General features: G+C 65.0%; 23 protein-coding genes and 1 pseudogene. 17 read left to right on the top strand and 7 right to left on the bottom strand.

Features of this window, described 5'->3' with window-relative positions:
- Positions 1-16 precede the first annotated feature (16 nt).
- The 6 genes from ACIQT2_RS19325 (at position 17) to ACIQT2_RS19300 (ending at position 5,803) form a co-directional block, all read left to right on the top strand.
- Positions 17-817, top strand: a complete 801-nt coding sequence (locus tag ACIQT2_RS19325; protein ID WP_402949674.1) for an AraC family transcriptional regulator — start codon at positions 17-19, stop codon at positions 815-817.
- 157 nt (positions 818-974) lie between these two features.
- The gene (locus ACIQT2_RS19320; protein WP_402949671.1) at positions 975-1,913 is read left to right on the top strand and encodes an ABC transporter substrate-binding protein; all 939 of its coding nucleotides are present in this window, start codon (positions 975-977) and stop codon (positions 1,911-1,913) included.
- Entirely contained in the window at positions 1,910-2,791 is an 882-nt protein-coding gene (locus ACIQT2_RS19315; protein WP_402949668.1) for a siderophore-interacting protein, read from the top strand. Before ACIQT2_RS19320 ends, ACIQT2_RS19315 begins: the two co-directional genes overlap by 4 nt.
- A complete protein-coding gene (locus ACIQT2_RS19310) occupies positions 2,791-3,921 on the top strand; it encodes an iron chelate uptake ABC transporter family permease subunit (RefSeq protein ID WP_402949665.1) in 1,131 nt (376 codons plus the stop codon). Before ACIQT2_RS19315 ends, ACIQT2_RS19310 begins: the two co-directional genes overlap by 1 nt.
- A complete protein-coding gene (locus ACIQT2_RS19305; protein WP_402949663.1) occupies positions 3,918-4,970 on the top strand; it encodes a FecCD family ABC transporter permease in 1,053 nt (350 codons plus the stop codon). The genes ACIQT2_RS19310 and ACIQT2_RS19305 overlap by 4 nt, the downstream gene beginning before the upstream one ends.
- Entirely contained in the window at positions 4,967-5,803 is an 837-nt protein-coding gene (locus ACIQT2_RS19300) for an ABC transporter ATP-binding protein (protein WP_400335608.1), read from the top strand. The genes ACIQT2_RS19305 and ACIQT2_RS19300 overlap by 4 nt, the downstream gene beginning before the upstream one ends.
- A gap of 27 nt (positions 5,804-5,830) precedes the next feature.
- Here ACIQT2_RS19300 and ACIQT2_RS19295 read toward each other — a convergent pair whose 3' ends face one another.
- Complete coding sequence (locus tag ACIQT2_RS19295) at positions 5,831-6,721, bottom strand: LysR family transcriptional regulator (protein WP_400335606.1); 891 nt, start codon at positions 6,719-6,721, stop codon at positions 5,831-5,833.
- Positions 6,722-6,865: 144 nt separating this feature from the next.
- Here ACIQT2_RS19295 and ACIQT2_RS19290 point away from each other — a divergent pair.
- A pseudogene (locus tag ACIQT2_RS19290) lies at positions 6,866-8,254 on the top strand (MFS transporter).
- 4 nt (positions 8,255-8,258) lie between these two features.
- Positions 8,259-9,008: a 3-hydroxybutyrate dehydrogenase gene (locus ACIQT2_RS19285; RefSeq protein WP_402949659.1), complete on the top strand. Its 750-nt coding sequence runs from the start codon at positions 8,259-8,261 to the stop codon at positions 9,006-9,008.
- A 235-nt stretch (positions 9,009-9,243) separates the two neighbouring features.
- Here ACIQT2_RS19285 and ACIQT2_RS19280 read toward each other — a convergent pair whose 3' ends face one another.
- The 5 genes from ACIQT2_RS19280 to ACIQT2_RS19260 form a co-directional block, all read right to left on the bottom strand.
- Positions 9,244-10,707: an amino acid permease gene (locus ACIQT2_RS19280; protein WP_402949656.1), complete on the bottom strand. Its 1,464-nt coding sequence runs from the start codon at positions 10,705-10,707 to the stop codon at positions 9,244-9,246.
- Between the two features lie 147 nt (positions 10,708-10,854).
- Positions 10,855-11,067 carry a hypothetical protein gene (locus tag ACIQT2_RS19275; protein WP_402949653.1) on the bottom strand — a complete coding sequence of 71 codons (213 nt, stop codon included), beginning with the start codon at positions 11,065-11,067 and terminating at the stop codon, positions 10,855-10,857.
- 131 nt (positions 11,068-11,198) lie between these two features.
- A complete protein-coding gene (locus ACIQT2_RS19270; protein WP_402949650.1) occupies positions 11,199-11,462 on the bottom strand; it encodes a hypothetical protein in 264 nt (87 codons plus the stop codon).
- A gap of 294 nt (positions 11,463-11,756) precedes the next feature.
- Positions 11,757-12,563 (bottom strand): IclR family transcriptional regulator, encoded by an 807-nt coding sequence (locus ACIQT2_RS19265; RefSeq protein WP_400335594.1) that lies wholly within the window; start codon positions 12,561-12,563, stop codon positions 11,757-11,759.
- Between the two features lie 70 nt (positions 12,564-12,633).
- A complete protein-coding gene (locus ACIQT2_RS19260) occupies positions 12,634-14,145 on the bottom strand; it encodes an MFS transporter (RefSeq protein ID WP_402949648.1) in 1,512 nt (503 codons plus the stop codon).
- 335 nt (positions 14,146-14,480) lie between these two features.
- Here ACIQT2_RS19260 and ACIQT2_RS19255 point away from each other — a divergent pair, with 335 nt between their 5' ends.
- From ACIQT2_RS19255 to ACIQT2_RS19230, 6 genes are all read left to right on the top strand, one after another.
- The gene (locus ACIQT2_RS19255; protein WP_402949646.1) at positions 14,481-15,875 is read left to right on the top strand and encodes an LLM class flavin-dependent oxidoreductase; all 1,395 of its coding nucleotides are present in this window, start codon (positions 14,481-14,483) and stop codon (positions 15,873-15,875) included.
- 28 nt (positions 15,876-15,903) lie between these two features.
- A complete protein-coding gene (locus ACIQT2_RS19250) occupies positions 15,904-17,223 on the top strand; it encodes a flavin monoamine oxidase family protein (protein WP_402949644.1) in 1,320 nt (439 codons plus the stop codon).
- 2 nt (positions 17,224-17,225) lie between these two features.
- Positions 17,226-17,810, top strand: coding sequence for a flavin reductase family protein (locus tag ACIQT2_RS19245; protein ID WP_402949642.1), 585 nt, complete (start codon positions 17,226-17,228; stop codon positions 17,808-17,810).
- Positions 17,807-18,220, top strand: coding sequence for an ester cyclase (locus ACIQT2_RS19240; protein WP_402949639.1), 414 nt, complete (start codon positions 17,807-17,809; stop codon positions 18,218-18,220). The genes ACIQT2_RS19245 and ACIQT2_RS19240 overlap by 4 nt, the downstream gene beginning before the upstream one ends.
- 15 nt (positions 18,221-18,235) lie before the next feature.
- Positions 18,236-19,828 carry an aldehyde dehydrogenase (NADP(+)) gene (locus ACIQT2_RS19235; RefSeq protein ID WP_402949636.1) on the top strand — a complete coding sequence of 531 codons (1,593 nt, stop codon included), beginning with the start codon at positions 18,236-18,238 and terminating at the stop codon, positions 19,826-19,828.
- A gap of 248 nt (positions 19,829-20,076) precedes the next feature.
- The gene (locus ACIQT2_RS19230; RefSeq protein ID WP_397325008.1) at positions 20,077-20,883 is read left to right on the top strand and encodes an IclR family transcriptional regulator; all 807 of its coding nucleotides are present in this window, start codon (positions 20,077-20,079) and stop codon (positions 20,881-20,883) included.
- Positions 20,884-20,980: 97 nt separating this feature from the next.
- On the opposite strand, the gene ACIQT2_RS19225 is transcribed toward ACIQT2_RS19230, so the two are convergent.
- Positions 20,981-21,427 carry an SRPBCC domain-containing protein gene (locus ACIQT2_RS19225; RefSeq protein ID WP_402949633.1) on the bottom strand — a complete coding sequence of 149 codons (447 nt, stop codon included), beginning with the start codon at positions 21,425-21,427 and terminating at the stop codon, positions 20,981-20,983.
- A 164-nt stretch (positions 21,428-21,591) separates the two neighbouring features.
- Here ACIQT2_RS19225 and ACIQT2_RS19220 point away from each other — a divergent pair, with 164 nt between their 5' ends.
- From ACIQT2_RS19220 to ACIQT2_RS19210, 3 genes are all read left to right on the top strand, one after another.
- The gene (locus ACIQT2_RS19220) at positions 21,592-23,322 is read left to right on the top strand and encodes a urocanate hydratase (RefSeq protein WP_402949630.1); all 1,731 of its coding nucleotides are present in this window, start codon (positions 21,592-21,594) and stop codon (positions 23,320-23,322) included.
- A 4-nt stretch (positions 23,323-23,326) separates the two neighbouring features.
- Positions 23,327-24,919, top strand: coding sequence for a histidine ammonia-lyase (gene hutH, locus ACIQT2_RS19215; protein ID WP_402949627.1), 1,593 nt, complete (start codon positions 23,327-23,329; stop codon positions 24,917-24,919).
- A 197-nt stretch (positions 24,920-25,116) separates the two neighbouring features.
- A complete protein-coding gene (locus ACIQT2_RS19210) occupies positions 25,117-25,365 on the top strand; it encodes a hypothetical protein (RefSeq protein WP_400335577.1) in 249 nt (82 codons plus the stop codon).
- The last annotated feature ends 132 nt before the right edge of the window (positions 25,366-25,497 follow it).

Below are 25,497 nucleotides of genomic sequence, written 5' to 3'. Positions count from 1 at the left end.
ACTTCAAGAAGGCACCATGACCCGCCAAGCTCTATCGCATTCCGGACAGCCGACGGTCCGTGGTGTGTACACCGCGTACTTTGAATGCGCCACACCGGCCACGTGGACGGAACACGTGCACCCCACCCATGAACTGTTGTGGGGTGCCCGTGGCGTGCTCACGGTCGAAGCTGACGCGGCGTTCTTTGCGGTCCCTGCCACGCTGGGCCTGTGGATTCCGGCGGGAGTCCCGCACGCGGTGAAATCGACCGAAGGTACGGGCTTCTTCTGTTCGCATATAGACGCGGACGTCGCGGCGCCGCTGGACAGCCGGACTGTGGCAGTGACGGTCCCGACGGCGGCCCAGGAACTCTTGCGCCACATGCGGACTTTCGATATGGAGCCGGAGTTGCGCGAACGTTCGGAGCAGTTGGCCATAGCGCTGTTGGATGTGGTGGACGCCCGGCCCATGCTGCTGCCCATGCCCTCGGACCCCCGGTTGGAACGGATTGCGCGGGCCCTCCTGGATGATCCCGCGCTGGACCGTTCCCTTGAGGAGTGGGGCGCCGAAGTGGCCATCAGTGTCCGCAACTTGTCCCGGCTGTTCCATAAGGAGACCGGTATGACGTTTGCCCAGTGGCGGATCCACGCGCGCGTCCGCGTGGCTTTGGGTCTGTTGGCTGCCGGGTACCCCGTTTCCTCGGTCAGCCGGCGCGTGGGCTACAACAACCCGAGCGCCTTCGTGCAGGTGTTCCGGAAAGTGATGGGGCACACTCCAGGGTGGTACGTGGCCTCGCTTAAGGCCGGAAACCATCAGTCCTTGGCCGGTTCCGAATAGAAATCGCGGGTCCAATACGGAATGCCGTTGTTAGGGTAGGTATACCTAACTTCGACAGTCCGATGACAGCACCCTCATTGCGTCTCGACTGCCAACGGGAGACCTCCAACCTCCCCTGAGCATCAAGAGGACCACAGTGATTTCACGCCCTAGAACCATGTCCGCTGCCCTCGCGGCGCTTGCCTCGGCGGCCCTTCTGCTGAGCAGCTGCGCGAGCCCGGTGGCGAACGCCAATGACTCAGCTGCTGCGCAAACCCGCACGGTTACCAGCGAGGTCAAGGAGCTGACCATTCCGGCGGAGCCGAAGAAGGCCCTGGGCATGTACACCACGGACCTGGACATGCTCATCACGCTCGGCATTCCCTTGGCCAGCCAGCAGCCCATCCGCGACAGCGGCTACAAGGGGTTCCCGTACTTCTTCGACCAGAAGGCGCTTGAAGGGATCACCCCCTTCACCAACTACCCGGAGTTCAACTTCGAGGCCATCCTCAAGGCCCAGCCGGACGTCATCCTGAACGGCCTCGGCTACGAGAAGGACCTGGACGGCAAGCTCTCCGATATCGCCCCCACCTACACCTTCAACGGCTTTGACGGCAGCGACTGGCGCACCAAGTTCAAGACCGTCGCCGAGGCCTTCGGTAAGACCGGGCAGTACCAAGCCTGGATGGACAAGTACCAGGCCAAGGTGGATGACGTGAAGAAGCGCCTGGCCGAGGCCGGCAAGAGCGATCTGGTGATCGGCCCGGTTGACTACTACGAGGACCAGGTCTCCGTCAGTTGCTACGGAACCCCCTGCCTGGTGATCAAGGACCTGGGCTTGAAGATCTCCCCGCTGGCAGACGGCGAAGGCGCCAAACTCAGTGTCGAACAGCTTGAGCAGTTGAAGGGCATTGACGCCGTCATCACCACCGAAGTCCCCGAAAAGGACGGCGCCAACCCGGACGCGTTCGCTCCGCTGGCCAACAACAAGCTCTGGACCTCGCTGCCGTTCGTAGCCAACAAGCAGATCTTCACCTACGACCTTGAGATGATCTACGGCTCCCCAAGCGGCCAGTATGCACTGCTGGAGAAGATCGAAAAGGCGCTCCTGCCATGATGAGCATCTACCGCGCGGAGGTGCTGGCTACCCGGGCTTTGACGCCCGGAATGGTCAGGATCACCTTCGGCGGACCCGGCCTGGCCGGGTTCGAGTCCACCGGTGTGGGCGACGAGTACCTCCGCGTTTTCCTGCCGGATGCAGGTGAACACGAGGCCCGGTTGCCCATTTCCACGGGTGAATCCTGGGACTGGGAATCCGGGGTCAAGCCCTCCGCCATGCGGACCTACACGGTCCGCTCGGTGGACCCGGCCGCGGGCACCGTGGACATCGACTTCGTCGTTCACGACGGCGGCGTGGCAGCAGCCTGGGCGCAGCGCGCCGAGGTGGGTGACGTCGTCGGGCTCAACTCGCCTACGGGACTGTACGAACCACCGGCAGAACTGCAGTGGCAGATCCTGCTGGCCGACGCGACGGGACTTCCCGCCGTCGCCCGCTTGCTGGAAAAGACTCCGCCGGGTGTCCGGACCCGCGTCCTGATAGAGGTGGAAGACCCCTCGCACCAGCAGGACCTGGTCATCGGCGCGGGCACTGAAGTCGCTTGGATCCACGGCGGCAACGGGCACAGCCAATCGCGGTTGGACGAGGCTTTGAAAAGCATGGAACTCCCCGGCGGAACGGGCTACATCTGGGTGGCCGGGGAAGCAAAGGTACTGCGCGGGATCCGCAAGTACCTGCGCCACGAGAAGAAGCTCACCCCTGAGTCCTACAAGCTGATCGGCTACTGGACGGACAAGAGCGAGGCGTGGACGGAGCGTTGGGAGAACCTCGACGCCGAAACCCGCCGCTGGTTCGACGAACTGTGGTCCGACGGGAAGCGCGACCGCGAAGAACTCGAGGACCTGCAGGACGCCAAGTTCGAACTGCTGGGACTGTAATGACCAGCGGAACCATGGCGGGGACGGAGGCCGGGACTGGGCAGGCGGATGCGCCGGCCTCCGCACCTGCGCCGGCCCCCGCATCCGCGGCGCCCTCCGCAACCGCACGCCAGGGCAGCGCCGGCCTTGCCACCGTCAACCGCTACCGCCTGCTCGGACTGATCGCGTCCATCGCGGCCTTGGCTTTGGCCCTTCTGCTCAGCATGGTCATCGGCTCCAAGGACGTGGACCCGGCCTCGCTTTGGCCCGCGATCACGGCCTACGACGGCTCGCCGGAACATGTGATCATCCATGACCTGCGCTTTCCTCGGACCGTCGTCGGCGTGCTTGTGGGCGTTGCGCTGGGACTCTCCGGAGCCCTCATCCAAGCCATGACCCGCAACCCCTTGGCGGACCCCGGCATCCTGGGCGTCAACGCGGGTGCTGGCTTCTTCGTGGTCCTCGGCGTCGCGCTGTTCGGGGTAACCAGCATCCAGGAATACATCTGGTTCTCCTTTGCCGGGGCCGTGATCGCCACCGTGATCGTTTACCTGATCGGTTCCATGGGCAGGGGAGGGGCAACCCCGCTGCGTCTGACCTTGGCAGGGGTTGCCCTGGGGGCGGTCCTCGGCGGGGTCTCTTCCGGGATCACGCTCCTCCGGCCCGCCGTGTTCGACAGCATGCGCAACTGGACCGCCGGTACGCTCAGCAACCGTTCGTGGGACATCGTGGCCACCGTCGCACCGTTCATCGTGGTGGGCACCATCATCGCCCTGGCCCTGGCGCGGCCACTCAACGCTGTGGCCATGGGTGACGACACCGCCACGTCACTCGGCGCCAACATCTTCCGCACCCGCACGTGGACCATCATCGCCGTCACCCTGCTGTGTGGCGCCGCTACTGCAGCGGCAGGTCCCATCGGCTTTGTGGGACTGATGGTTCCGCACGTGGCCCGCTGGATCGTCGGGCCGGACCAGCGATGGATCCTGGCCTACACGCTGGTGCTGTCACCGGTCTTGCTGCTGGTGTCAGATGTCCTCGGCAGGCTGGTGCTCAGGCCCGGCGAAATGCAGGTAGGCATCATCACCGCGTTCGTCGGGGCACCAGTACTGATCTGGCTGATCCGCCGCCGGAAAGTGAGCACCCTGTGAGCACCCTTGATTTTGGCCGGCGAACACTCGCGGTCCGTCCGCTGGGCGGCCGGGTTTCGGCCCGCCTCGACGTTCGCTCGATGATTGTCACCGCCGTCCTCGTCGGCGCCGCCCTTGCGCTCGCCGTCGTCGCCCTTGGCCTGGGCGAGTTCAGTATTCCGGTGCCGGACGTGGTCTCGGCGCTGTTCGGTCGCTCCACCGGCGCCATCCACATGGTGGTAGTGGAGTGGAGGTTGCCCCGCGTCCTCCTGGCCCTGTTGTTGGGGGCGGCCATGGGGGTCAGCGGGGCCATCTTCCAATCGCTGACCCGCAACGCGCTGGGCAGCCCCGACGTGATCGGTTTCAACACCGGCGCCTACTCGGGTGCCTTGGTGGTGATCCTGTTGATGGGTGGCGGATACTACGCCGTGTCCGCGGGGGCGCTGGTGGGTGGTTTGGTGACCGCGGTCCTGGTGTACCTGTTTGCCTACAAGAAGGGCATCCAAGGCTTCCGGCTCATTATCGCGGGCATCGCGGTGAGCGCCATGCTGGCGTCAGTGAACACCTACATGATCCTCAAGGCGTCCCTCGAGCAGGCCATGTCCGCCGCTGTATGGGGTGCCGGATCGCTGAACAAGGTGTCTTGGGAGCAGGTGCTGCCAGTGGTGCTGATCTTCGCCGGGCTGCTGGCGGTGCTGGCCTTTTTTGGTCGCCGGCTGGGGCTTTTGGAGATGGGCGACGACGCCGCCCGCGCCTTGGGCGTTCGGCTTGAGGGTTCGCGGGTGGTCCTCGCAGCCGTTGGCGTGGCGTTGACGGCGATGGTCACTGCGGCCGCGGGACCCATCGCGTTTGTTTCGCTCGCTGCTCCGCAACTCGCCCGCCGGCTGACCCGCTCGGCGTCAGTGGGCTTGGTCCCCTCCGCTGCCATGGGAGCTCTTTTGCTCGTGGCCAGCGACATCGTGGCGCAGAACCTCTTCGCGCCGATTCAATTGCCGGTGGGAGTGGTGACCGTGAGCATCGGTGGCTGCTACCTCGTCTGGCTGCTGGCGCGCGAGGTGCGGCGGCAATGACTGTGAAGGAGACTGCTTTGACTGACGTGCTGGCTGCCCCGGCGGTGCCGCTCGTGTCCACGGATGCCCGGTTGCGAGCTGACGGCGTGAGCCTGGGCTATGCGGGCCGGACGGTGTCTTCCGCCTTGGATGTCCGGATTCCCGATGGCGAATTCACGGTGATCGTGGGTCCGAATGCCTGCGGAAAGTCCACGTTGCTCCGGGCCTTGTCGCGCCTGCTGCAGCCGACGTCCGGCACGGTCTTCCTGGACGGGAAGGACATCTCCTCCTACGGCGCCAAGGACGTGGCCCGGAGGCTGGGCCTGTTGCCGCAGACCTCCCTTGCCCCCGACGGCATCACTGTTGCGGACCTCGTGGCCCGTGGCCGCTACCCGCACCAGAAGTTGCTGCGCCAATGGTCGGAAGAGGACGAGGCCGCCGTCGTCAGCGCCTTGGAGGCGACCAACGTGACCGGGCTGTCCGGACGGCTGGTGGACGAACTCTCCGGAGGCCAGCGGCAGCGCGTCTGGGTGGCCATGGTCCTCGCGCAGCAGACGCCGTTGTTGCTGCTGGACGAGCCCACGACGTTCCTGGACATCGCCCACCAGATCGAATTGCTGGAGCTGTTCAAGCGCCTGAACGGCGAGGGCAACACTTTGGTGGCCGTGCTTCATGATCTCAACCATGCTTGCCGCTACGCCTCGCACCTGATCGCCATGAAGGATGGTGCGGTGGTGGCCGAGGGGCGGCCTGCGGACGTCATCACCGCAGAGTTGGTGGAGCACGTGTTCGGCCTGCCCTGCATGGTGATCGACGATCCCGTGAGCCACACGCCTTTGGTCATTCCGCTCTAGGCTCCCGGGAACTCCCCGGCGACCGCCTCAGCCCAGCAGCTCAGCCCGGCGGTTCTCCGTCTCCTCCCGCAAAGCATGCACGACGGCGGCTACCGCGGGGCGGCGCATCGAGTCGGGGCGGAGGACCAGCCAGTAGGGAAGGAGTTCGGCGAAGTCTTCGGGCAGCAGCCGGACCAGGTCCGGGTGGCGATCAGCCATAAAGCAGGGCAGGAATCCCACCCCTGCGCCGGCCCGCGTCGCTTCCACATGGACGAACACGTTGGTTGACGTGAGCCCGTCCCGCATGCTCGGAACCAGCCTGCGGGGCGCGTCCAGGTCGTCCACCTGCAGCATGGAATCCACGAAGTACACCAACTGGTGCTGGGTCAGTTCTTCTGCGTTGGCAGGAGTTCCGTTGTCCTCGAGGTAACTGCGTGAGGCATACATCCCCAGCCGGTACTCGCCCAGTTTGATGGCTTCGGCCCGGTGTACCTGTGGCGTCCCCACCACCACTTCGATGTCCAGGCCCGAGCGTTGCTGCAGTGCCCGGCGGGTTACGGTAACGATCTCCAGGCTGAGGCCCGGGTGGTCCCTCCTGATGCGCGCGGCGGCCGGTGCCGCGATATAGGCACTGAAGCCGTCGGTAGCCGTCATGCGTACGACGCCGGTAATGGGGTCGGGTGCACGGTCGCTGGGTCCCAGCGAACCCACCGCCGCTTCCACCCGCTCGGCCACCTGGACGGCAGCCGCCCCCAGCTCGGTCAGTTCCCAGCCGCCTGCCGCACGCGCAAGGGCGCGGCCACCAAGCGCCTTTTCCAGCGCGGCGATCCTGCGCGAAACGGTGGTGTGGTTCAGTCCCAAGGCTTGTGCCGCCGTCGTGAATTTACCCGACCGTGAGACGGCGAGGAGGATGAGGAGGTCGTCCGGGTTCGGGTTCATATCTGCAATTCTGCACATAGGGGGTGCCTCTTTGGTTATTGAGGCACGCCGAATCTGCAGCAATACTCAGTGAAGCTATTCGTGTTGTGGATCACAACGCGCATGAAAAAGGGCATTGTCAAAGAAGACACTGAGGAGATGGATATGAGCGTAGAGCAACGCTCCACACCCGCTGCCGGAAACACCGGCAAGGGATCAGGCCTGAAGAAGATCGTCGCCGCGTCCATGGTGGGAACCGTGGTGGAGTGGTACGAGTTCTTCCTGTACGCCACGGCCGCCACATTGGTATTCGGCAAGTACTTCTTCCCGAGCACCGGTAATGAACTCGACGGAATCATCCAGGCCTTCATCACCTATGCCGTCGGCTTCATCGCCCGGCCCCTGGGCGGCATAGTGTTCGGCCAGATCGGCGACAAGCTCGGCCGCAAGCCGACGCTGCAGCTGACCATCGTGATCGTCGGTGTCTCCACGTTCCTTATGGGCTGCCTCCCCGGCTTCATGGACATTGGCTACTGGGCGCCCGCCATGTTGGTTGCCCTCCGCTTCATCCAGGGCTTCGCGCTCGGTGGTGAATGGGGTGGCGCAGTGCTGCTGGTCGCCGAGCACAGCCCCAACAAGTCGCGTGCGTTCTGGTCATCCTGGCCGCAGGCTGCCGTTCCCGTGGGCAACCTCCTGGCCACCCTGGTCCTGTTCGTCATGTCCACCACCCTGAGCAGCGAAGCCTTCCTCGGCTGGGGTTGGCGGGTCGCATTCTGGCTGTCCGCCGTGATCGTCTTCGTCGGCTACTACATCCGCACCCACGTCAGCGAAGCCCCGATCTTCCTCGAAGCCAAAGCCCAGGTGGAAGAGTCCTAGGCCATCAGCTACGGCGTCGGCGAGGTCATCCGCAAGTACCCCAAGGGCATCCTGCAGGCCATGGGCCTCCGCTTCGCCGAGAACATCATGTACTACCTGGTGGTCAGCTTTGCGATCGTCTACCTCAAGAGCGTCCACAAGTACGACACGTCCTCGCTCCTCCTGGCACTCCTGATCGCCCACGTGATCCACTTCCTGGTCATACCGCAGGTGGGCCGCTTGGTGGATTCCTGGGGACGAAAGCCCGTGTACCTGGTGGGCGCTGTCACCGGCGCGGTATGGCCGTTCTTCGCCTTCCCCATGTTCGACACCAAGAACGCCGTGATCATTGTGCTCGCCGTGACCATCGGCCTCTGCCTGCACGCGTTCATGTACGCAGGACAGCCAGCCATCATGTCCGAACTCTTCCCCACCCGCATGCGGTACTCCGGTGTTTCGCTCGGCTCGCAGGTCACCTCGATTTTCGCCGGCTCCCTGGCGCCCCTGCTGGCCACCCAGTGGTTGAAGGACACCGGTTCGTGGGTGCCGACGGCGATCTACCTCGTCGTCGCGTGCGCCATTACCGCCGTCGCCGTCGTCTCCCTGAAGGAGACCAAGGGCATCGCTCTGCAAGACGTCGACGCCGCCGATGCCGAGCGGCACGGACTGGCTACCGCTTCCGTTACTTCGAAGGGCTGATTTGATGGACAACTCCTTGAATGGGCGCAAAGCCCTGGTGACCGGAGGTGCCAGCGGAATCGGGGCGGCCTGTGCGCGGGCGCTCGCGGCCCGTGGCGCGAAAGTAGTAGTGGCCGACGTCGACGCCTCCGGAGCCGCGGCCCTCGCCGACGAGCTGGGTGGTACCGCCTGGACCGTGGACCTGCTGGATGTGGATTCCCTCGCTGCCTTGAGCCTGGATTGCGACATCCTGGTCAACAACGCCGGCATCCAGAAGGTTGCGCCCATTGAGGAGTTCGACCCCGCTGAGTTCCGGCGGATCCTGGCGTTGATGCTTGAGGCGCCGTTCCTGCTGGTTCGCGCTGCACTCCCGCACATGTACGCCAACGGCTTTGGCCGGATCATCAACGTCTCGTCGGTGCATGGGCTGCGGGCCTCGGCGTACAAGAGCGCTTATGTGTCCGCGAAGCACGGCCTTGAAGGACTCAGCAAAGTCACGGCTTTGGAGGGTGGCGAGCATGGCGTCACTTCCAACTGCATCAACCCCGGCTATGTCCGTACCCCCTTGGTGGAGCGCCAGATCGCCGACCAGGCCCGGCTCCACGGTATCCCCGAGGCCGAGGTGCTCGCCAAGGTGATGCTGACTGAGTCTGCGGTGAAGAGGTTGGTGGAGCCGTCCGAGGTGGCGTCCCTGGCGGCCTGGCTGGCCTCGGACGACGCCGGCATGGTCACCGGTGCGAGCTACACCATGGACGGCGGCTGGTCGGCGAGGTAGGACTTGCCTGCGAGGCACCCGGCGCGCCCAGTTCCTTCGGCGCCCCCGTTTCCGCCCGGCGCGCCCAGTTCCTTCGGCGCCCCCGTTTCCGCCCGGCGCGCCCAGTTCCTTCGGCGCCCCCGTTTCCGCCCGGCGCGCCCAGTAGCACGGGTGCGTCAGGCGGAAAGGGGTGCGCTAATCCGGCCGAAGGGGTGCGTCAGGCGGAAAGGGGTGCGCCAACCGTTGCCCGGAGGCTTTACGGAACCTTCACCACCGGGAGGGAAGCCGTCTCGTCAACCAGTTCAGCGCGGCGAAGCCCACCGCCACGCACCCACAGCTTGTAGGCCACGAACAGCAGCACCAACCAGGTTGCACCAACATAGAGGGCCACGCGGGTGTCCTCGAAGACGCCCAGGATCACGATCACCAACGCCATGAACGCCATGGTCAGGATGGATGCGAGAGGCCACAAGGGCGATCCGAATTCAGACGCAGGCAGCCCCTTGGCCTTGATCTCGCGCTTCATGGCTACGTGCGAGGCGAGGATCATCACCCAGACCCACACGGTGGCGAACGTGGCGATGGAGGCGATGACCACGAACACGTCCTCGGGAATGACGGCGTTCAGCACCACACCGACCAGGAGGATGCCACCCATCATCACCACGGTCATCCACGGAACGCCATGGCGGGAGACCTTGCCGAAGCTCTTGGGTGCGTGTCCTTGCTGGGCCAGGCCAAAGAGGATGCGGCCGGCCCCAAAGATGTCGCTGTTGATGGCGGACAACGCGGCCGTGATCACCACGGCATTAAGGATGTGCGGCGCTGCGGGAATGCCCAGGCCAGCGAAAATCTGCACGAACGGGCTGCCGTTACTGCCGATGTCGTTCCAGGGGAAGATGCTCATCAGCACGCCAAGGGTCAGCACATAGAACAGCAGGACGCGGACCGGGACGGTGTTCACGGCCTGCGGGATGACCTTCTTGGGATCGGCGGCCTCGCCTGCCGTGATGCCAATCGTTTCGATCCCGCCGAACGCAAACATCACGACGGCGAACGCGGCCAAGAGGCCCTCGAACCCGTTCGGGAACAATCCACCGTGGTTGACGAGGTTCCCCAGTCCCGGTGCCACGCCACCGCCGTCGTTCCCTGTCTGGAAGCCGAATACGACGATCGCCGCGCCGCCAATGATCATGGCGATGATAGCCACAACCTTGATGAGGGAGAACCAGAACTCAAGTTCCCCGAAGACTTTGACGCTCAGCAGGTTCATCGCGCCGAGGAAGAGGATGATCGCCAGGACCCAGATCCAGCGATCGACCTGGGGGAACCAGAAGCCCATGTAGATGCTGAAGGCCGTGACGTCGGCGATGGCCACGATGGCCATTTCGAACACGTACGTCCAACCGGTAACGAAGCCTGCGAACGGTCCCAGGTAGCGGCTGGCGTACTGTCCGAACGAGCCGGAGACCGGGTGGCGCACCGCCATTTCGCCGAGTGCCCGCATCACCATGAAGACGGCGGCGCCGCCGATGATGTAGGCCAGGAGGACGGCGGGACCTGCCTTTTGGATGGCCGAGGCCGAACCGTAGAAGAGCCCCGTGCCGATGGCGGATCCAAGTGCCATGAAACGGATGTGGCGGACGTTGAGGCCACGGCTGAGCGCCGATCCGGCGGCCTGGAGGACTGTGTCCCTTTCGGCCAGCGTGGTGTGTTGCATGGTAAAACCTTCTCGTCTTTGGGAGGGGATCGCTAACCAGCAGACCATTTTTGGAGACCTTGTGATCGGTCTCACGGGGCATTGCTGTCTTTGATCGCAGACAATCGGGTTTTGCGGTGGCTTGGGGCGGCGACCCCCAGGGCCTTCCTATTCTCCGTGCAGCAGGCCGGCGAGAAAGGCGTCGAGTTCCTGGCTCAGGGAGGCTTCCGGCTCAAGATACAGGCCTTCCCAGGGGGCGCAGCTGACACTTCCTTGGTTGGAGTCCTGTTCCGGAGCGTGCACGGGAGCAGGCTGGCGGTAGGTGGTGGTCCGGCGGCCGAAGGCATTGGCGAGGACTCGGTGGGTGATGGAGATGGACATGGTCCCGTCCCTTCTTTCTGGTGGCGGATACGGCGATGTATCGGCCCAACGGGGGGTAATTTTTGAACGTAACGTTCATTTTATGAACGTTAGTCCATTGTGTCACGCCTCACCTTTTGCGCGCAATGGTTTTAGTCGTGCAGCCAGGGGGCTTTCTGGGTTGCGGCACTCTTGACCACCTGTGGCCTGTCGCCGCGGCAGACCATGAGGCGCCCTTGACCGTCATCCTGGATGAGCCAGAAAACGCTGCGGTCTACCGCGATCATCTCGATCAGCCCGGAGGTCACGCGGCCGTCGCGGTGAAACACCTGGACGCGGTCGTTGCGGGAGAGCTTCGACCAGTTCGGGACGGGCCGGGCTGGGAAGGCGTTGCGGGTTGGGGTGTGGAGGCTCATGGTGGCACCTTGGAGGAGGTTGGGGAGTGTTCGTTCAATGAACGTTTCATTCAAGGTATGCGCACATGGGTGAGTGCGTCAAGAGATTCGGACCTTGTTCAGGCGCGCGGATAGTACGACGACGGCGCGTGGCAGCCAGGGTGGGGCGGCCGAAGGCGGCGCGGAGTCACCGCCGGTGGGATGGTCGACGGCGGCGCGTGGCAGCCAGGGGGCGGCTGACGGCGGCGCGGAGCCACCGCCGGTGGGACGGCCGCCGCAGGTGCGGCACCGGCGTCGTGCCCCGGCAGGTTGCCGCTAGGACAGGGCTTTGGTGATTTCCTCAGCTGCCTTGCGCAGTTGGTCGATGGTGCCGGGCAATTGCTCAGACTTCAGCCGCTGGACCGGGCCGTTCACTGACACGATGCCCATGAGGGTTCCGTCCACCTCGCGAACCGGGTAGGCCGCCACGAAGAGGCCCTCCTCCAGTTCGTTGTCCATGATGGAGTAGCCCTGCTCGCGGATCCGTCGAAGATCCTTGAGCAATCCCTCCCGGCTGGTGATGGTGTGGGAGGTATAGGACGCAAGCTTCTTGGGCAGCGCTGCGGACACTGCTTCGTCGCTTAGTTCGGAGAGCATCAATTTGCCCGTCGCGCTGGCGTGCAGCGGATAGGTCTCGCCAACGTAGAAGGATACGTTCAGGTACCGGGAAGCGGACGCTTCGGCGATGACATCGTAGGCCAGTTCGCCGCGCACCATGGCAAAGCTGACGGTCTCCTTGAGCTTGCCGGCATAGTCATCCAGGATTGGCTGGATTCGGGCCACGGCTCCGGCGTAAGGATCCGCGAGCCGGCCCAAGCGGGACATTTCCCACCCGAGCCGGTAGCGGTTGTCCACGCGGTCAACAAAGCCGGTCTGCTCCAGGCTCAAGAGAAGGCGGAACGCAGTGGGGCGCGTCATGCCAACGGCCTGGGCCAGTTCGGTCACCGTGATGCCCTGGCGGTGCCGGCCGAGTTCGGAAAGGAGGATGGTGGCCTTGATGACGGACTTGTTGGTCAGGTCCGCGGCCTCGTCCGGCGCTGATGCTCCGCCGTCGACGTCTGCCTGCTCTGCTTCCGATGCCATGCCGCTCCCGGTCTTCGTGGCCAAGGCTGGGTGCCCTCGTGCTCAATGTCCCACCCATCCTATGCCGGGGCTACGCGCGTTCGAGGGTTGTGCCTGACGGAACCGGGGTCAGCAGCATGGTGCCGGTATCCAGCCGCTCGTTGCTGTCCTGTCCAGCGGCCAGCTCCACGGCTTCCTGCCGGCTGCTGACCACGGGCACCGAGCCAAGGAGGGGATGGGCTGCCGATTCCCGCATCTTGAAGACGGCGAAGAGCGCCACTGCGGAGAAGAACATGATGTAGAAAGCCGGTGCATACGGGTTGCCGGTGACTTCAACCAGGATCTGGCTCACCAGGGGCGTGGTGCCGCCGAAGATGGAGATGGACAGGTTGTGCGTGACGCCCACGCAGCCGTAGCGGGAGGCGGTGGGGAACAGCTCGGACATCACGGCGCCCGTGAGTGCCAGGAAGAACGCGCTGGGCACCATCACCAGGAACATTGCCACGTAGAGGGACCACAGGGTTCCGACGTGCATGAGGGCGAACGCGGGTATCAGCAGCACCAGGTTGCCGATGGTGGCCATGGTGTAGATGGGCCTGCGGCCAATGCGGTCCGACCAGCGCGCGACGAGCGGAATGAGCACGGCCTGGAGTACCAGGACCACGACGGCGGCTACCGCGGTGTGGACGGCGGGGGAGCCCAGCTCCGTCTCGATGTACGTGGGCATGTAGCTGGTGAGCATGTAGGACGAGGTTCCGTCGGCTGCGATGAGGGCTATGCCGATGAGGATTTGCGGCCAGTAGAACCGAAGGATGTTCGGCAGGTTATGCCGCACGAAAAGCGGGTTGACGTCCTGGTTGGTGGTCTTTTCGTGGGCAACTTCGAAGGCCGGCGATTCGGGAATGCGGCTTCGGAGCGAGATGGCAAGGATGCCCAGCGGAAGGGCGAGCAGGAACGGAAGCCGCCAGCCGCCGTCGTGCATTGCCTGGGCACCCCACGCAGAGGTGGTCAGCGCCGTGGTTGCAGCCACCACGCCCGCGCCGACGGCGAAGCCCAGCATGGAGCCGGAGTTCAGGAGGGCGGTCATGAAGCCGCGGTTGCGGTCCGGGGAGAATTCGGCGATGTAGGTGGCGGCCCCGGAATACTCGCCGCCGGTGGAGAAGCCCTGCAGCATCTTGAGCAGGTAAAGGGGGATGATCACCCAGAGGCCCACCTGTCCCGCCGAAGGCAGCAGCCCGATGGTGGTGGTGGCCGCGGCCATGAGTGCCATGGTGAAGAAGAGGACCTTGCGGCGGCCGATCTTGTCCCCCAGGGGTCCCAGGATCATGCCGCCGAGAGGGCGGACCACAAAGGAGACCGCGAAGCCCAACAGGGTGACCAACAGGCCCATGCGCTCGTCCATGCCTTCGGTGAAGACGGACGTCATGGTCACGGCCAGGTAGCCGTAGATGCCAATGTCGTACCACTCGATGAAGTTGCCCACGCCGGCGCCCACTTGCGCCTTACGCAGCTCGCGGTTGTCCACAATGATGCAGTCTTCTGCCCGTAACCGCCGGGTGGCGCCTTGAGGCGCGCCACGTTGTGCTCTGGACTGATCGAACATCGTTGTCCTTCTTTCCTTTGGAGGTACGCCACACGTCTCGCATCCACGCTTGAGCCGTACTGGGGATCGCTGGGAACTGTGGCCGGAATCTTGCGCCCGTGCGCCGTTGGGGTGGCGGAGCGAAATGTCAAACGTTCATTCTTTGAACGACGTGATCAAAAATATGGCATGCGCCACATTTGCTGTCAAGAGTTTTTCCTTTGTTGCGGGCCCCGCGCGAACCCCTTGACAGTGAGCCAAGCCACGTTCTAAATTGAACGAAGCGTTCAGCAAGTGAACGTCGCAAGTGAAGTTGCCTGCATAGCCCGGCACGAGTCCAAGGAAGCACCGCTGCCATGAATAATGCGCCTTTGAGCCTGTTCGCTTTTGATGTTTTCGCCCCTTCCCACCTGACCTCCGGGTCGTGGAGGAACGACGGCGACCAAGGGCACCGCTACACCGACCTGAAGTACTGGACGGGAATCGCCCAGATGCTTGAACGCGCCGGCTTTGACGGGATCTTCTTCGCGGACAACGTGGGCTACCACGATGTGTACCGCGGCAACGGGGACGCGGCCCTCCGGGATGCTGCCCAGATTCCCATCAATGATCCGACAGTCCTCATCAGTGGCATGGCCGCGGTCACCAAACACCTGAACTTCGGCGTCACTGTTTCGGCAACGTACGAGCCGCCCTACCTGCTGGCCCGCAAGTTCAGCAGCCTGGACCACCTCACCGGTGGTCGGGTGGGCTGGAACATCGTGACGTCCTACTCCGAGGCCGCTGCACGGAACCTGGGCAAGGAGCAGCAGCTCACCCCGGCTGAGCGCTATGACATGGCTGATGAGTACATGGAAGTGGTCTACAAGCTGTGGGAGTCTTCCTTTGAGGATGGCGCCGTGGTCAACGACGCCGAAACCGCCACGTACATCGACCCTGCCAAGGTCCACCCCATCAACCATGAGGGCAAGCATTTCCGGGTCCCGGGTTTCCACCTGTGTGAGCCTTCCCCACAGCGCACCCCGGTCCTGTTCCAGGCCGGCGCCTCATCGCGCGGCATGGAGTTCGGCGGCAAGCACGCCGAAGTGGTGTTCCTGCAGGGAACGTCTGTGGAAGGAACCCGGCGGTCCGTGGACAAGCTCCGCCAGGCTGTGGCCGACGCCGGCCGCGACCCGCGCGACGTGAAGATCGTCATTCTGCTGACCGTCGTGGTGGCTCCCACCGACGAAGAAGCCCAGGCAAAGTACCAGACGGCCGTGGACACAGCCCCGATCGATGGGATCCTGGCCCGCTTCAGCGGCTGGACCGGCATCGACATGTCCGAGTACGAACTCGACACCCCGCTCCGCTCGGTGGGCACCAAGGCCGGCCAGTCCATGGTGGACATGTTCTCCAAGGCAGACCCGGACCGTGACTGGACGCCGCGCCAGATCGCCGAATTCCTGGCCGTTGGCGGCACCGGTTCCACCGTCATCGGTTCGCCGGAAACCGTGGCCAAGGAACTCCGCCGCTGGCGCGACGAGGCCGACATCGACGGCATCAACCTCAGCTACACCACCAAACCGGGCAGCTGGGAAGACTTCATCGAACTCGCCCTCCCCGAACTCCGCGCCCAAGGACTCATTGCGCCGCTCCGCGACCACGAGCGGGACTCGGTGACCTTGCGCGAGACGCTTTTCGGCCAGAAGTTCACCCTCGACGGCCACCCGGCCACGGGACACCGCACCCAGCACCTCGCCCCGGCGAACTAAGCACCCACCGATATCAACGGAGATACCCATGACTGAACCCTTTGACACCGAACAGGCTGACGTCGTCGTCATCGGCGCCGGACTGGCCGGGCTGATCACCGCCCGCGAACTGACCAACCGAGGCCACCACGTGGTGGTCCTCGAAGCCCGCGACCGGCTCGGTGGCCGGCTGTGGACCGAGCGCCGGCTCGGCCAGAACCTGGAACTCGGCGGCAACTGGCTGCACTGGACCCAGCCCCACGTCTGGGCCGAAGTCACCCGCTACGGACTCGAAGTCTCCCGCGGCCCCCGCTCGGAAGAGACCTTCTGGCTGGCCGGAAACGAGGTCCGCCGCGGCAACCTGGACGACTTCATGAAGCTCATCGACCCCGGCATGACCCGCCTGCTCGAAGACACCGTCAAGTGGCTGCCCCGCCCGGACGCCCCGCTCACCGTGGAGAACCTCGCCGAAGCCGACCAGTACAACCTGCAGGAAATGCTGGACAAACTGGACCTCTCCGAGGACGAGCGCAACGCCAACGAAGCCGCCTGGGTGGGCCACTTCAACGCACCCCTTAACCAGTGCGCCTACGTCAACGCCCTCCGCTGGACCGCCGGTTCCTCCGGGCACTGGCACCTCATGCACGAGGCCTCGGCCATCTACCGCCTCAAGGACGGCAACGACGGCCTGGTCAACGCGATCGCCGAAGACACCACCGCGGACATCCGCCTGAACGCACCGGTCACCACAGTGGAACACCACCACGACGGCGGCACGGTCACCTACGGCGACGGGCAACGCATCGAAGCGAAGAAGATCGTGGTCACCCTGCCGGTCAACGTCCTGCACAAACTCGACGTCACCCCCGCCCTGCCCGAGGGCAAGACCGCCCCGAGCCGGGAACGCACCGCCTCCCAGGGCGTCAAGGCCTGGATCCGGGTCAAGGGACCCATCAAGCCCTTCTTCGCCTACTCGGCCCAGGACAAGCCACTTTCTGTGATCCGCACCGAATTCCTCGGCGAAGACGACGCCGTGCTGGTGGGCTTCGGTGCCGACGCCAACCGGATCGACGTCACGGACATCGAGCAGGTCCAGGAAGCCATCAAAGTCTGGCGCGACGACCTCGAAGTCATCGAGGTCACCGGCCACAAATGGGGCGAGGACCCTTACGCCGAGGAAACCTGGCTGGTCCAGCGCCCCGGCCAACTCACCAAATACCACGCAGCCCAACAGGCCTCCGAAGGCGCCCTGCACTTCGCCAGCGGCGACATCGCCAACATCTGGGCAGGCTTCTTCGACGGAGCCATCGAATCCGGCCTCCGCGTCGGCCGCCAAGTACATCAAGAACTGCAAGAGGAACAGGCCTAGCCATGAGCGACATCACGCCGGCGTTCTACCGCCAAATCCTGGGCAAGCTGCCCACCGGCGTCACCGCCATCACCGGAATCAATGACGACGATGAGAAACTCGGCCTCGTGGTGGGCACGTTCCAGTCGCTGTCCCTTGAGCCGCCGCTGGTGATGTTCTGCGTGGACAAGTCCTCGTCGAGCTGGCCCAAGCTGCGGAAGCTCCAGAAGTTCACCGCGAACATCCTCGCCGATGACCAGATCCCTATCTGCAAGTCCTTGTCCCGCAAGGGCCCTGAGAAGTTCTCGGGCCTCCCTTCCACGCCCGGTCCCCTCGGAACCCCGCACTTGGAAGGTGCCACGGCCTACATCGACTGCGTCGTCACGGCGGAGGTTTTGGTAGGAGACCACTACATGGTGGTGGGCGCCGTCACCAGCATGGAAGACGGAACAGGCGATGCTTTGCTGTTCCGTGGCGGCAAGTTTGGCCAGTACGTGCCCATCGACATCCCGGCGCCTGCCGCTGCGGCACCCGTCGCCCCGGCACCCGTCGCTCCAGCACAGGTCGCTCCAGCACAGGCACCCGAACTCGCAAGGAGCGCATCATGAGCCGTCGCGACACCATTTTGAGGGCCTGGAACGGCGCCTGGGGCAACGGCGATCTCGCCGCGTTCGAGCAGCTGCTCAGCCCTGGCTACGTCCGCCGCTCCAAATCCGGCAGCGAGGACTTCGCCAGCCTCCGCAAGACCATCGAAGCCATGCACACGGCGTTCCCGGACTCGTCCACGGACATCCTGCAGATCATCGAGGACGGCACCCAGGTTGCCATCCACTGGCAGACCACGGGCACGCACACGGGCGAGTTCATGGATGTCCCCGCCACGGGCAGGAACGTCACCGTGACCGGTGCCTCTTTCCTGACGTTCGACGGCGATAAACTCGCCGAGGAATGGGTGGTGTGGGATCCCCGCGAGCTCCTCTCGGCCCTCGGCATCTGGCACCTCGGACACGGAAACTAACCCAGAAAGCTCCCCATGACTCTTCACGGACACTCCCTCATCGCCGGCGAGGCCACTCCCGGCACCAGCGGTTCGGCCTTCGGCATCAACCCTGCCACGAATGAACAGCTGGAACCGGCCTACAGCCTGATCAGCGAAAAGCAGTTGCAGGAAGCCACTGCGGCCGCCGAGGACGCCTTCGGTTCCTTCAGCGCCCTGGACCCGGAGCAGCACGCCCGGTTCCTGGACGCCATCGCGGAAAACATCGAAGCAGTCGGCGAGGAACTCGTCGAACGCGCGTCCTTGGAAACCGGGCTTGGACTGGACCGTCTTCGCGGTGAACGTGCCCGTACCACCGGGCAGCTGCGGCTCTTCGCGAACGTTGTCCGCCAGGGCGACTTCCGCGGAGTCCGCATCGATCCCGCCCTTCCCGGGCGTACGCCCTTGCCCCGCGCGGACATCCGCCAGCGCCAGATCCCCCTGGGCCCGGTGGCTGTGTTCGGTGCGAGCAACTTCCCCCTCGCGTTCTCCGTGGCCGGCGGCGACACCGCCTCGGCCTTCGCCGCCGGTTGCCCGGTGATCGTGAAGGCCCACAACGCCCACCCGGGCACGGCCGAGCTCGTGGGCCAGGCCATCACCAAGGCCGTGAAGGACCTGGGCCTGCATCCGGGCGTGTTCTCCCTGGTCTACGGCTCAGGTTCGAGCATCGGGCAAGCCCTTGTTGCGGATCCTGCGATCAAGGCCGTGGGCTTCACCGGATCCCGCGCCGGCGGCACCGCCCTCATGCGCACCGCCGCGGCACGACCGGAGCCAATCCCGGTCTACGCCGAAATGTCCTCCATCAACCCGGTCTACGTCTTCCCGGGAGCCCTCGACGGCTCCGAAGAGGACATCAAAGCCCTTGCCAAGCAGTACATCGGCTCTGTCACTGGCAGCTCCGGCCAGCTCTGCACCTCGCCCGGCCTGGTCTTCGTCCCGGCAGGGGAGGCGGGGGAACGCTTCGCCGCAGCCGTCACCGGAGAAATCACCCCTCTCCACGGCCAGACCATGCTGACCGGCGGAATCGCCACGGCATGGCAGCACGGCCACGACGCCCTCGAAGCAGCCCCCGACGTCGAAATCCTGGGCCGCGGCACCGAAGGCCCCGGCGAGAACGCGCCCGCACCCGCCGTGTTCGGCGCGGACCTGGACGTGTTCATCAACAACCCGATCCTCCATGAGGAAGTGTTCGGTGCCGCGTCCCTCGTGGTCCGCTACAAAGGCATCGAAGACCTCATCGAAGCCACCGCCAAGCTCGAGGGCCAGCTCACCGCTTCCCTCCACCTCACGGAAGCTGACTACGCCACCGCGGCACCACTGATCCCCACCCTGGAACGCAAGGTAGGCCGCATCATCATCAACGCCTGGCCCACCGGCGTCGAAGTCGGTCACGCGATGGTCCACGGCGGCCCGTTCCCGGCCACCTCGGATGCCAAGACCACGTCCGTCGGCACGCTCGCGATCGACCGCTTCCTGCGTCCCGTTGCCTACCAGAACTTCCCCGAGGAACTGCGCCCCGCCGCCGTCAAAGACGCCAACCCCTGGAACGTGAACCGCCTCGTGGATGGACAGCCCGAGCTCGCCCGCTAGCCACGGTCCAGCCAACCCCAAGCAAGCCGCCCGGCGATCGCAACCGCCGGGCGGCTTTTCCATGCATCCAGGTTCCCCTGCCCGCGGGACCGTTCTGTGCCGTGAGAGTCTGGTATTCCGGACGCTCGCGATCGGGGAGGGCTAGGAAGTCAGGGGCAGTTCTGTGCATCCTTGAGTACGGGATACCGGACAGGCGGTGGGAAAGTTGCCTGGAGAGTCACCCTTGAGTACCCAAGCAGTGAGGCACCATGACAACCACGCCACTGGCACCCGGCAAGTCCACTTCCAAGGTTCCGGCCGCCGAAAACACCCTGCGCATCCTCAAGCTGCTGGCGTCGCGCCGCGGTCCCATGGCGGCGTCGAACATCGCCACGGCGCTCGGCCTGCCGCGCTCCAGCGTCTACCACCTGCTGGGGGTCATGGAGGCAAACGGCTTTGTGCTGCACCTGCATGAAGAACAGCGCTATGGCTTGGGAATCAGCGCCTTCGAGCTCAGCTCGGCCTACTCGCGGCAGGAGCCCCTTTCCCGGTTGGGCCGGCCCATGCTTGCTTCGTTGGTGGATGTCATCGGTGAGAGCGCGCACCTGGCCGTCCTGCACGGCCGCGACGTCCTCTACATCGTGGAGGAGCGGGCCAAGAACCGCCCCAGTCTGGTGACCGACGTCGGAGTTCGCCTGCCCAGCCACCTCACCGCGAGCGGCCGTGCCATCCTGGCAGCGCTGCCCAAATCGCAAGTCCGCGCGCTGTACCCCAATGCTGCAGCCTTCACGTCGCGGCATGAGGTGGAGTTTCCCATCATGAAGTACTCGGCCTTGTCCTCGCACCTGGATCAGGTGCGGCAGCGCGGCTACGCCACGGAAAACGGTGAAATCACGCCGGGTTTCGGCTCCATCGCCGCCGCCGTGACGGACCACGTGGGGTGGCCGACGGCGGCAGTCGCCGTGACGTTCCTGGAGGACAAAGTGCCGGCCGAGCAATGGCCGGTCCTTGCTGCCCGCATCCGCAAGGCGGCGGATGAATTGTCGGTCCGGATCCACGGGCGCCCGGCCGTCTGAGTTGCCTGCCCCCGCCCCAACTAGGTCGCATTAGTGCGCGTTTTGAGCCGTCAAAACGCGCACTAATGCGACCTACTTGGGTGACGAGGCCTGCAGCTTAGGAAGTTCCAGGAGGCTCCGGGGTCTCGCGTTCCACGAGTGCCCGGAACACTTCCAGTTCGCCTCTGAAGCTGCCCTTGTAGGAGCCCGTTGCGAAGAGGCGCCCAAAGATTCCCGCAATGAATCCCCGCGTGACGAATTCCTGGTTGAGGCGTGTTCCAGCACCCTCGGGCAGGAACGTGACATCCGATTCGCCCTTGAGGATCGCGTTGCCGAAGCGCGTGCGGATATGCCGTGGCCGCTCGACAGCCAAGACTTCGGTGGGGCTGGACATCCGCCCGAACCACACCGTGTAGCGGCTGCCGGGCTCGTCAATCGGGCCCACGCGATCCGTCACGCCGGTGACGCCGCCGATCCATTCCTTGAACCGGTCCTGGTCCGTCCAGGTGGCGAAAACACGCTCCGGTGGAGCAGCAATGAAGGTGGACACGTGGAATGTTCCCATGGCTTCAGCATGCGCCTGTTTTGCCGTGAATGCGAGGGTGCGGCAGCGGTCTGTAATCCCGGACAGCACCCATCGAAAAGCCGTTCCGGGCGCCCCGGGAACAGGCTCTACTGGATACAGAAGATCTTTCACCCAGACATTTACCGAGAGATGAAGGAGCCATCATGGCACCCGCCGATTTCACTACAGGAGCCCGCCCGGTCAAAGCTGCCCGTGGCACGGAGCTCACCGCTAAGTCGTGGCAGACTGAGGCGCCGTTGCGCATGTTGATGAACAACCTGGATCCGGAGGTTGCTGAGCGTCCGGATGACCTCGTTGTGTATGGGGGTACGGGTCGTGCGGTGCGTTCGTGGGCTGCGTTTGATGCGATCACCCGGACCCTGGAAACCATGGAGAAGGACGAGACGCTGCTGGTCCAGTCGGGTAAGCCGGTGGGTGTGTTCCGCACGAATGAGTGGGCGCCGCGGGTGTTGCTGGCGAACTCGAACCTGGTGGGGGACTGGGCGACGTGGCCTGAGTTCCGCCGCCTGGAGGCCGAGGGCCTGACGATGTACGGGCAGATGACGGCCGGGTCGTGGATTTACATCGGCACGCAGGGCATCCTGCAGGGCACGTACGAGACGTTCGCCGCTCTCGGGAACAAGCTCGTCGCGGAAGGCCGGCACCCGGCCCCCGCTGCGGAGGGCTCCACGGAGGGCCCGTTGGCGGGGACGCTGACCTTGACCGGTGGGTGTGGTGGCATGGGCGGCGCCCAGCCCCTGGCGGTGACCCTGAACGACGGCGCGTGCCTGATCATCGACGTTGACGAAACCCGCCTGCGCCGCCGTGCCGGGAAGCGCTACCTGGATGAGGTCGAAACGGACCTGGACACCGCGATCGCCAAGGTCACCAAGGCCAAGGCCGAGCGCCGTGGCTGGTCGGTCGGGTATGTGGGTAACGCCGCCGAGGTCTTCCCCGAACTCCTTCGTCGCCACCAGGCAGGCGAGCTGACCATTGATGTGGTCACGGACCAGACGTCCGCGCATGATCCGTTGTCCTACCTGCCCGAGGGCATCACCGTGGCCGAGTGGCACACCGAAGCCGCCGCGGACCCGGAAGGGTTCACGAAGAAAGCCCAGGCCTCCATGGCCCGCCACGTGCAGGCGATGGTGGAGTTCCAGGACGCCGGGGCCGAGGTCTTCGATTACGGCAACTCGATCCGGGATGAGGCCCGCAAGGGCGGGTATGACCGGGCGTTCGAGTTCCCCGGCTTCGTCCCGGCCTATATCCGTCCGTTGTTCTGCGAGGGCCTGGGCCCGTTCCGGTGGGTGGCGCTCTCCGGTGATCCGGAAGACATCCGCGTCACGGATGAGGCGATCAAGGAACTCTTCCCGGAGAACAAGCACCTGCATAAGTGGATCGACGCCGCGGCCGAGCGGGTGGAGTTCGAGGGCCTGCCGGCGCGTATTTGCTGGCTCGGGTACGGTGAGCGGCACCAGGCCGGGTTGCTGTTCAACAAACTCGTTGCCGAGGGCAAGGTCAAGGCCCCGATCGTGATCGGCCGTGACCACCTGGATTCGGGCTCGGTCGCGTCCCCGTACCGTGAAACCGAAGCGATGAAGGACGGTTCGGACGCGATCGCTGACTGGCCGCTCCTGAACGCCCTGACCGCGGCGTCCTCGGGTGCTACGTGGGTGTCCATCCACCACGGCGGCGGCGTCGGAATCGGCCGGTCCATCCACACCGGACAGGTCTCCGTGGCCGACGGCACCGACCTGGCCGCGGCGAAACTGACCGCGCTGCTGACCAACGACCCCGGAATGGGCGTCATCCGCCACGCCGACGCCGGCTACGACCGCGCCATCGACGTCGCCCACGAACGCGGCGTCCGCATCCCCATGAACGAAGGCAAGTAACCCCATGACCATCACCACACACGAACAGCTGACCGTCACCCTCGGCTCCAGCGGCGTGACCCCGGAAGACGTTGTCGCCGTCGCACGCCACGACGCCAAGGTGACCATCTCCCAGGACGCCCTGGACACGGTTGCCAAGGTTCGCGCCCACATTGACGATCTGGCCACGAGCGAGGTTCCGGCTTACGGCATCTCCACTGGCTTCGGCGCGCTGGCCAACCGCCACATTCCCAACGAACTCCGCACCCAGCTGCAGAAGTCGCTGATCCGCAGCCACGCTGCAGGCATGGGCCCGGCCGTTGAACGCGAAGTCATCCGTGGCATCATGTTCCTCCGCGCCAAGACCCTGGCATCGGGCCGCACGGGTGTCCGTCCCGTCGTCCTGCAGACCATGGTGGACGTCCTCAACGCGGGCATCACCCCGGTGGTCCGGGAGTTCGGTTCGCTGGGTTGCTCCGGCGACCTCGCTCCGCTGTCCCACTGCGCGCTGGTCCTCATGGGCGAAGGCGAAGCAACAGGGCCCGACGGCGAACTGTACGGCGTGGCGGGCAAGGCGCCTGTTGCTGAGCTGCTCGCGCAGCACGGCATCGAGCCTGTCACGCTCGCCGAGAAGGAGGGCCTGGCCCTCGTCAACGGCACCGAAGGCATGCTCGGCATGCTGCTGATGGCCATCGCAGACATCCGTCTGCTGCTCGCGACGGCGGATGTCACCGCGGCGCTCAGCGTCGAGGCCCTCCTCGGCACGGACCAGGTGTTCCTGCCCGAGCTCCACGCTGCACTGCGCCCGCACCCGGGCCAGGCTGCCAGCGCGGACAACATGCTCCGCGTGCTGTCCAACTCGCCGATCGTCGCTTCCCACCGGATCAACGACACCAAGGTCCAGGACGCCTATTCGCTGCGTTGCGCACCCCAGGTTGCCGGAGCTGTCCGCGATACCGTGGACCACGCCGCGCTGGTGGCGTCCCGCGAGCTCGCCGCAGCGATCGACAACCCGGTGGTCCTCCCGGACGGCCGCGTGACCTCCAACGGCAACTTCCATGGCGCACCCGTGGCCTACGTGCTGGACTTCCTGGCCATCGCCGTCGCGGACCTGAGCTCCATTGCCGAGCGTCGCACGGACCGCATGCTGGACCCTGCGCGTTCGCACGGACTCCCGGCCTTCCTCGCCGCGGATCCCGGCGTGGACTCCGGCCTCATGATCGCCCAGTACACCCAGGCCGGCCTGGTCTCGGACAACAAGCGGCTGGCCGTGCCGGCATCGGTGGACTCCATCCCGAGCTCCGCCATGCAGGAGGACCACGTGTCCATGGGCTGGCACGCTGCCCGGAAGCTGCGCAAGGCCGTCGAGAACCTGCGGCGGGTGCTCGCCGTCGAGCTTGTCACCAGCGCCCGCGCGATTGATATGCGCACGCAGCTGTCCGACGGCGAACTCACCCCAGGTCCTGCCGGCACGGCAGTGCTTGAGGTGCTTCGCGAAGTGGTCCAGGGTCCGGGCACCGACCGGTTCCTGTCGCCTGAGCTCGAAGCGGCTGACCGTTTGGTCGGCTCGGGTGCCGTCCGTGCGGCAGCCGAATCCGCCGTCGGGATTTTGGCCTGACGTCGAACAAAAGCCTCATATAAGGCGCATGTTTGTCACGTTCCGGAAATTGTTCGCAACGCAGTCTCCGGAACGTGGCAAATGTAGTAATACTTATGGTGTACGTCACGTCCACGCCAACGATGTCGTGGGCTTGACGGTCAACTGTCTTACACAAGTCAATACACAACGAACATCCACAAAGGGGTAGAAGTTCAATGAAGGCACGCGGAGCAGTCCTGTCCAGGCGAAACGCTCACACGGCTACGGTGTCCGACTGGAGGCAACTCCGGGTGGGCGAATTGGTGGAAGTGGTCAAGTACGCCCACGTCATCGCAACCGGCCAGATCGAGGAAGTTTCCAGCAGCGGGAATGTGGTGTGGCTTGAACATTCGGGGCCCGGGGTCACCGAAGAGGGCAAGGAGCTTTTCATGAAGTCCGACGGCGTGACCCTCCGCCGGGCATAACAACCCAACTGAGTCGCAGTAGTGCGCGTTTAGAGCAGGCGGAGTCAAGGGGTGGGAGCAACGCTGGGGGGTTAGGCCGCTTGTAGCAGCTGGTTAAGCCGGTTGGCTGGGGTTTCGAGGTTGAGGGTGGGT

Origin of the sequence: Paenarthrobacter sp. NPDC090522 (genome assembly GCF_044769225.1) — a bacterium.
Taxonomy (GTDB): Bacteria; Actinomycetota; Actinomycetes; order Actinomycetales; family Micrococcaceae; genus Arthrobacter.
This window is presented reverse-complemented; position numbering and strand designations above follow the sequence as displayed.

Excerpts from the sequence above, each read along its gene's own strand:
- ACIQT2_RS19325 (WP_402949674.1), top strand. The coding sequence starts at position 17 with ATGACCCGCCAAGCTCTATCGCATTCCGGACAGCCGACGGTCCGTGGT.
- ACIQT2_RS19320 (WP_402949671.1), top strand. The coding sequence starts at position 975 with ATGTCCGCTGCCCTCGCGGCGCTTGCCTCGGCGGCCCTTCTGCTGAGC.
- ACIQT2_RS19315 (WP_402949668.1), top strand. The coding sequence starts at position 1,910 with ATGATGAGCATCTACCGCGCGGAGGTGCTGGCTACCCGGGCTTTGACG.
- ACIQT2_RS19310 (WP_402949665.1), top strand. The coding sequence starts at position 2,791 with ATGACCAGCGGAACCATGGCGGGGACGGAGGCCGGGACTGGGCAGGCG.
- ACIQT2_RS19300 (WP_400335608.1), top strand. The coding sequence starts at position 4,967 with ATGACTGTGAAGGAGACTGCTTTGACTGACGTGCTGGCTGCCCCGGCG.
- ACIQT2_RS19295 (WP_400335606.1), bottom strand. The coding sequence starts at position 6,721 with ATGAACCCGAACCCGGACGACCTCCTCATCCTCCTCGCCGTCTCACGG.
- ACIQT2_RS19285 (WP_402949659.1), top strand. The coding sequence starts at position 8,259 with ATGGACAACTCCTTGAATGGGCGCAAAGCCCTGGTGACCGGAGGTGCC.
- ACIQT2_RS19280 (WP_402949656.1), bottom strand. The coding sequence starts at position 10,707 with ATGCAACACACCACGCTGGCCGAAAGGGACACAGTCCTCCAGGCCGCC.
- ACIQT2_RS19275 (WP_402949653.1), bottom strand. The coding sequence starts at position 11,067 with ATGTCCATCTCCATCACCCACCGAGTCCTCGCCAATGCCTTCGGCCGC.
- ACIQT2_RS19270 (WP_402949650.1), bottom strand. The coding sequence starts at position 11,462 with ATGAGCCTCCACACCCCAACCCGCAACGCCTTCCCAGCCCGGCCCGTC.
- ACIQT2_RS19265 (WP_400335594.1), bottom strand. The coding sequence starts at position 12,563 with ATGGCATCGGAAGCAGAGCAGGCAGACGTCGACGGCGGAGCATCAGCG.
- ACIQT2_RS19260 (WP_402949648.1), bottom strand. The coding sequence starts at position 14,145 with ATGTTCGATCAGTCCAGAGCACAACGTGGCGCGCCTCAAGGCGCCACC.
- ACIQT2_RS19255 (WP_402949646.1), top strand. The coding sequence starts at position 14,481 with ATGAATAATGCGCCTTTGAGCCTGTTCGCTTTTGATGTTTTCGCCCCT.
- ACIQT2_RS19250 (WP_402949644.1), top strand. The coding sequence starts at position 15,904 with ATGACTGAACCCTTTGACACCGAACAGGCTGACGTCGTCGTCATCGGC.
- ACIQT2_RS19245 (WP_402949642.1), top strand. The coding sequence starts at position 17,226 with ATGAGCGACATCACGCCGGCGTTCTACCGCCAAATCCTGGGCAAGCTG.
- ACIQT2_RS19240 (WP_402949639.1), top strand. The coding sequence starts at position 17,807 with ATGAGCCGTCGCGACACCATTTTGAGGGCCTGGAACGGCGCCTGGGGC.
- ACIQT2_RS19235 (WP_402949636.1), top strand. The coding sequence starts at position 18,236 with ATGACTCTTCACGGACACTCCCTCATCGCCGGCGAGGCCACTCCCGGC.
- ACIQT2_RS19230 (WP_397325008.1), top strand. The coding sequence starts at position 20,077 with ATGACAACCACGCCACTGGCACCCGGCAAGTCCACTTCCAAGGTTCCG.
- ACIQT2_RS19225 (WP_402949633.1), bottom strand. The coding sequence starts at position 21,427 with ATGGGAACATTCCACGTGTCCACCTTCATTGCTGCTCCACCGGAGCGT.
- ACIQT2_RS19220 (WP_402949630.1), top strand. The coding sequence starts at position 21,592 with ATGGCACCCGCCGATTTCACTACAGGAGCCCGCCCGGTCAAAGCTGCC.
- hutH (WP_402949627.1), top strand. The coding sequence starts at position 23,327 with ATGACCATCACCACACACGAACAGCTGACCGTCACCCTCGGCTCCAGC.
- ACIQT2_RS19210 (WP_400335577.1), top strand. The coding sequence starts at position 25,117 with ATGAAGGCACGCGGAGCAGTCCTGTCCAGGCGAAACGCTCACACGGCT.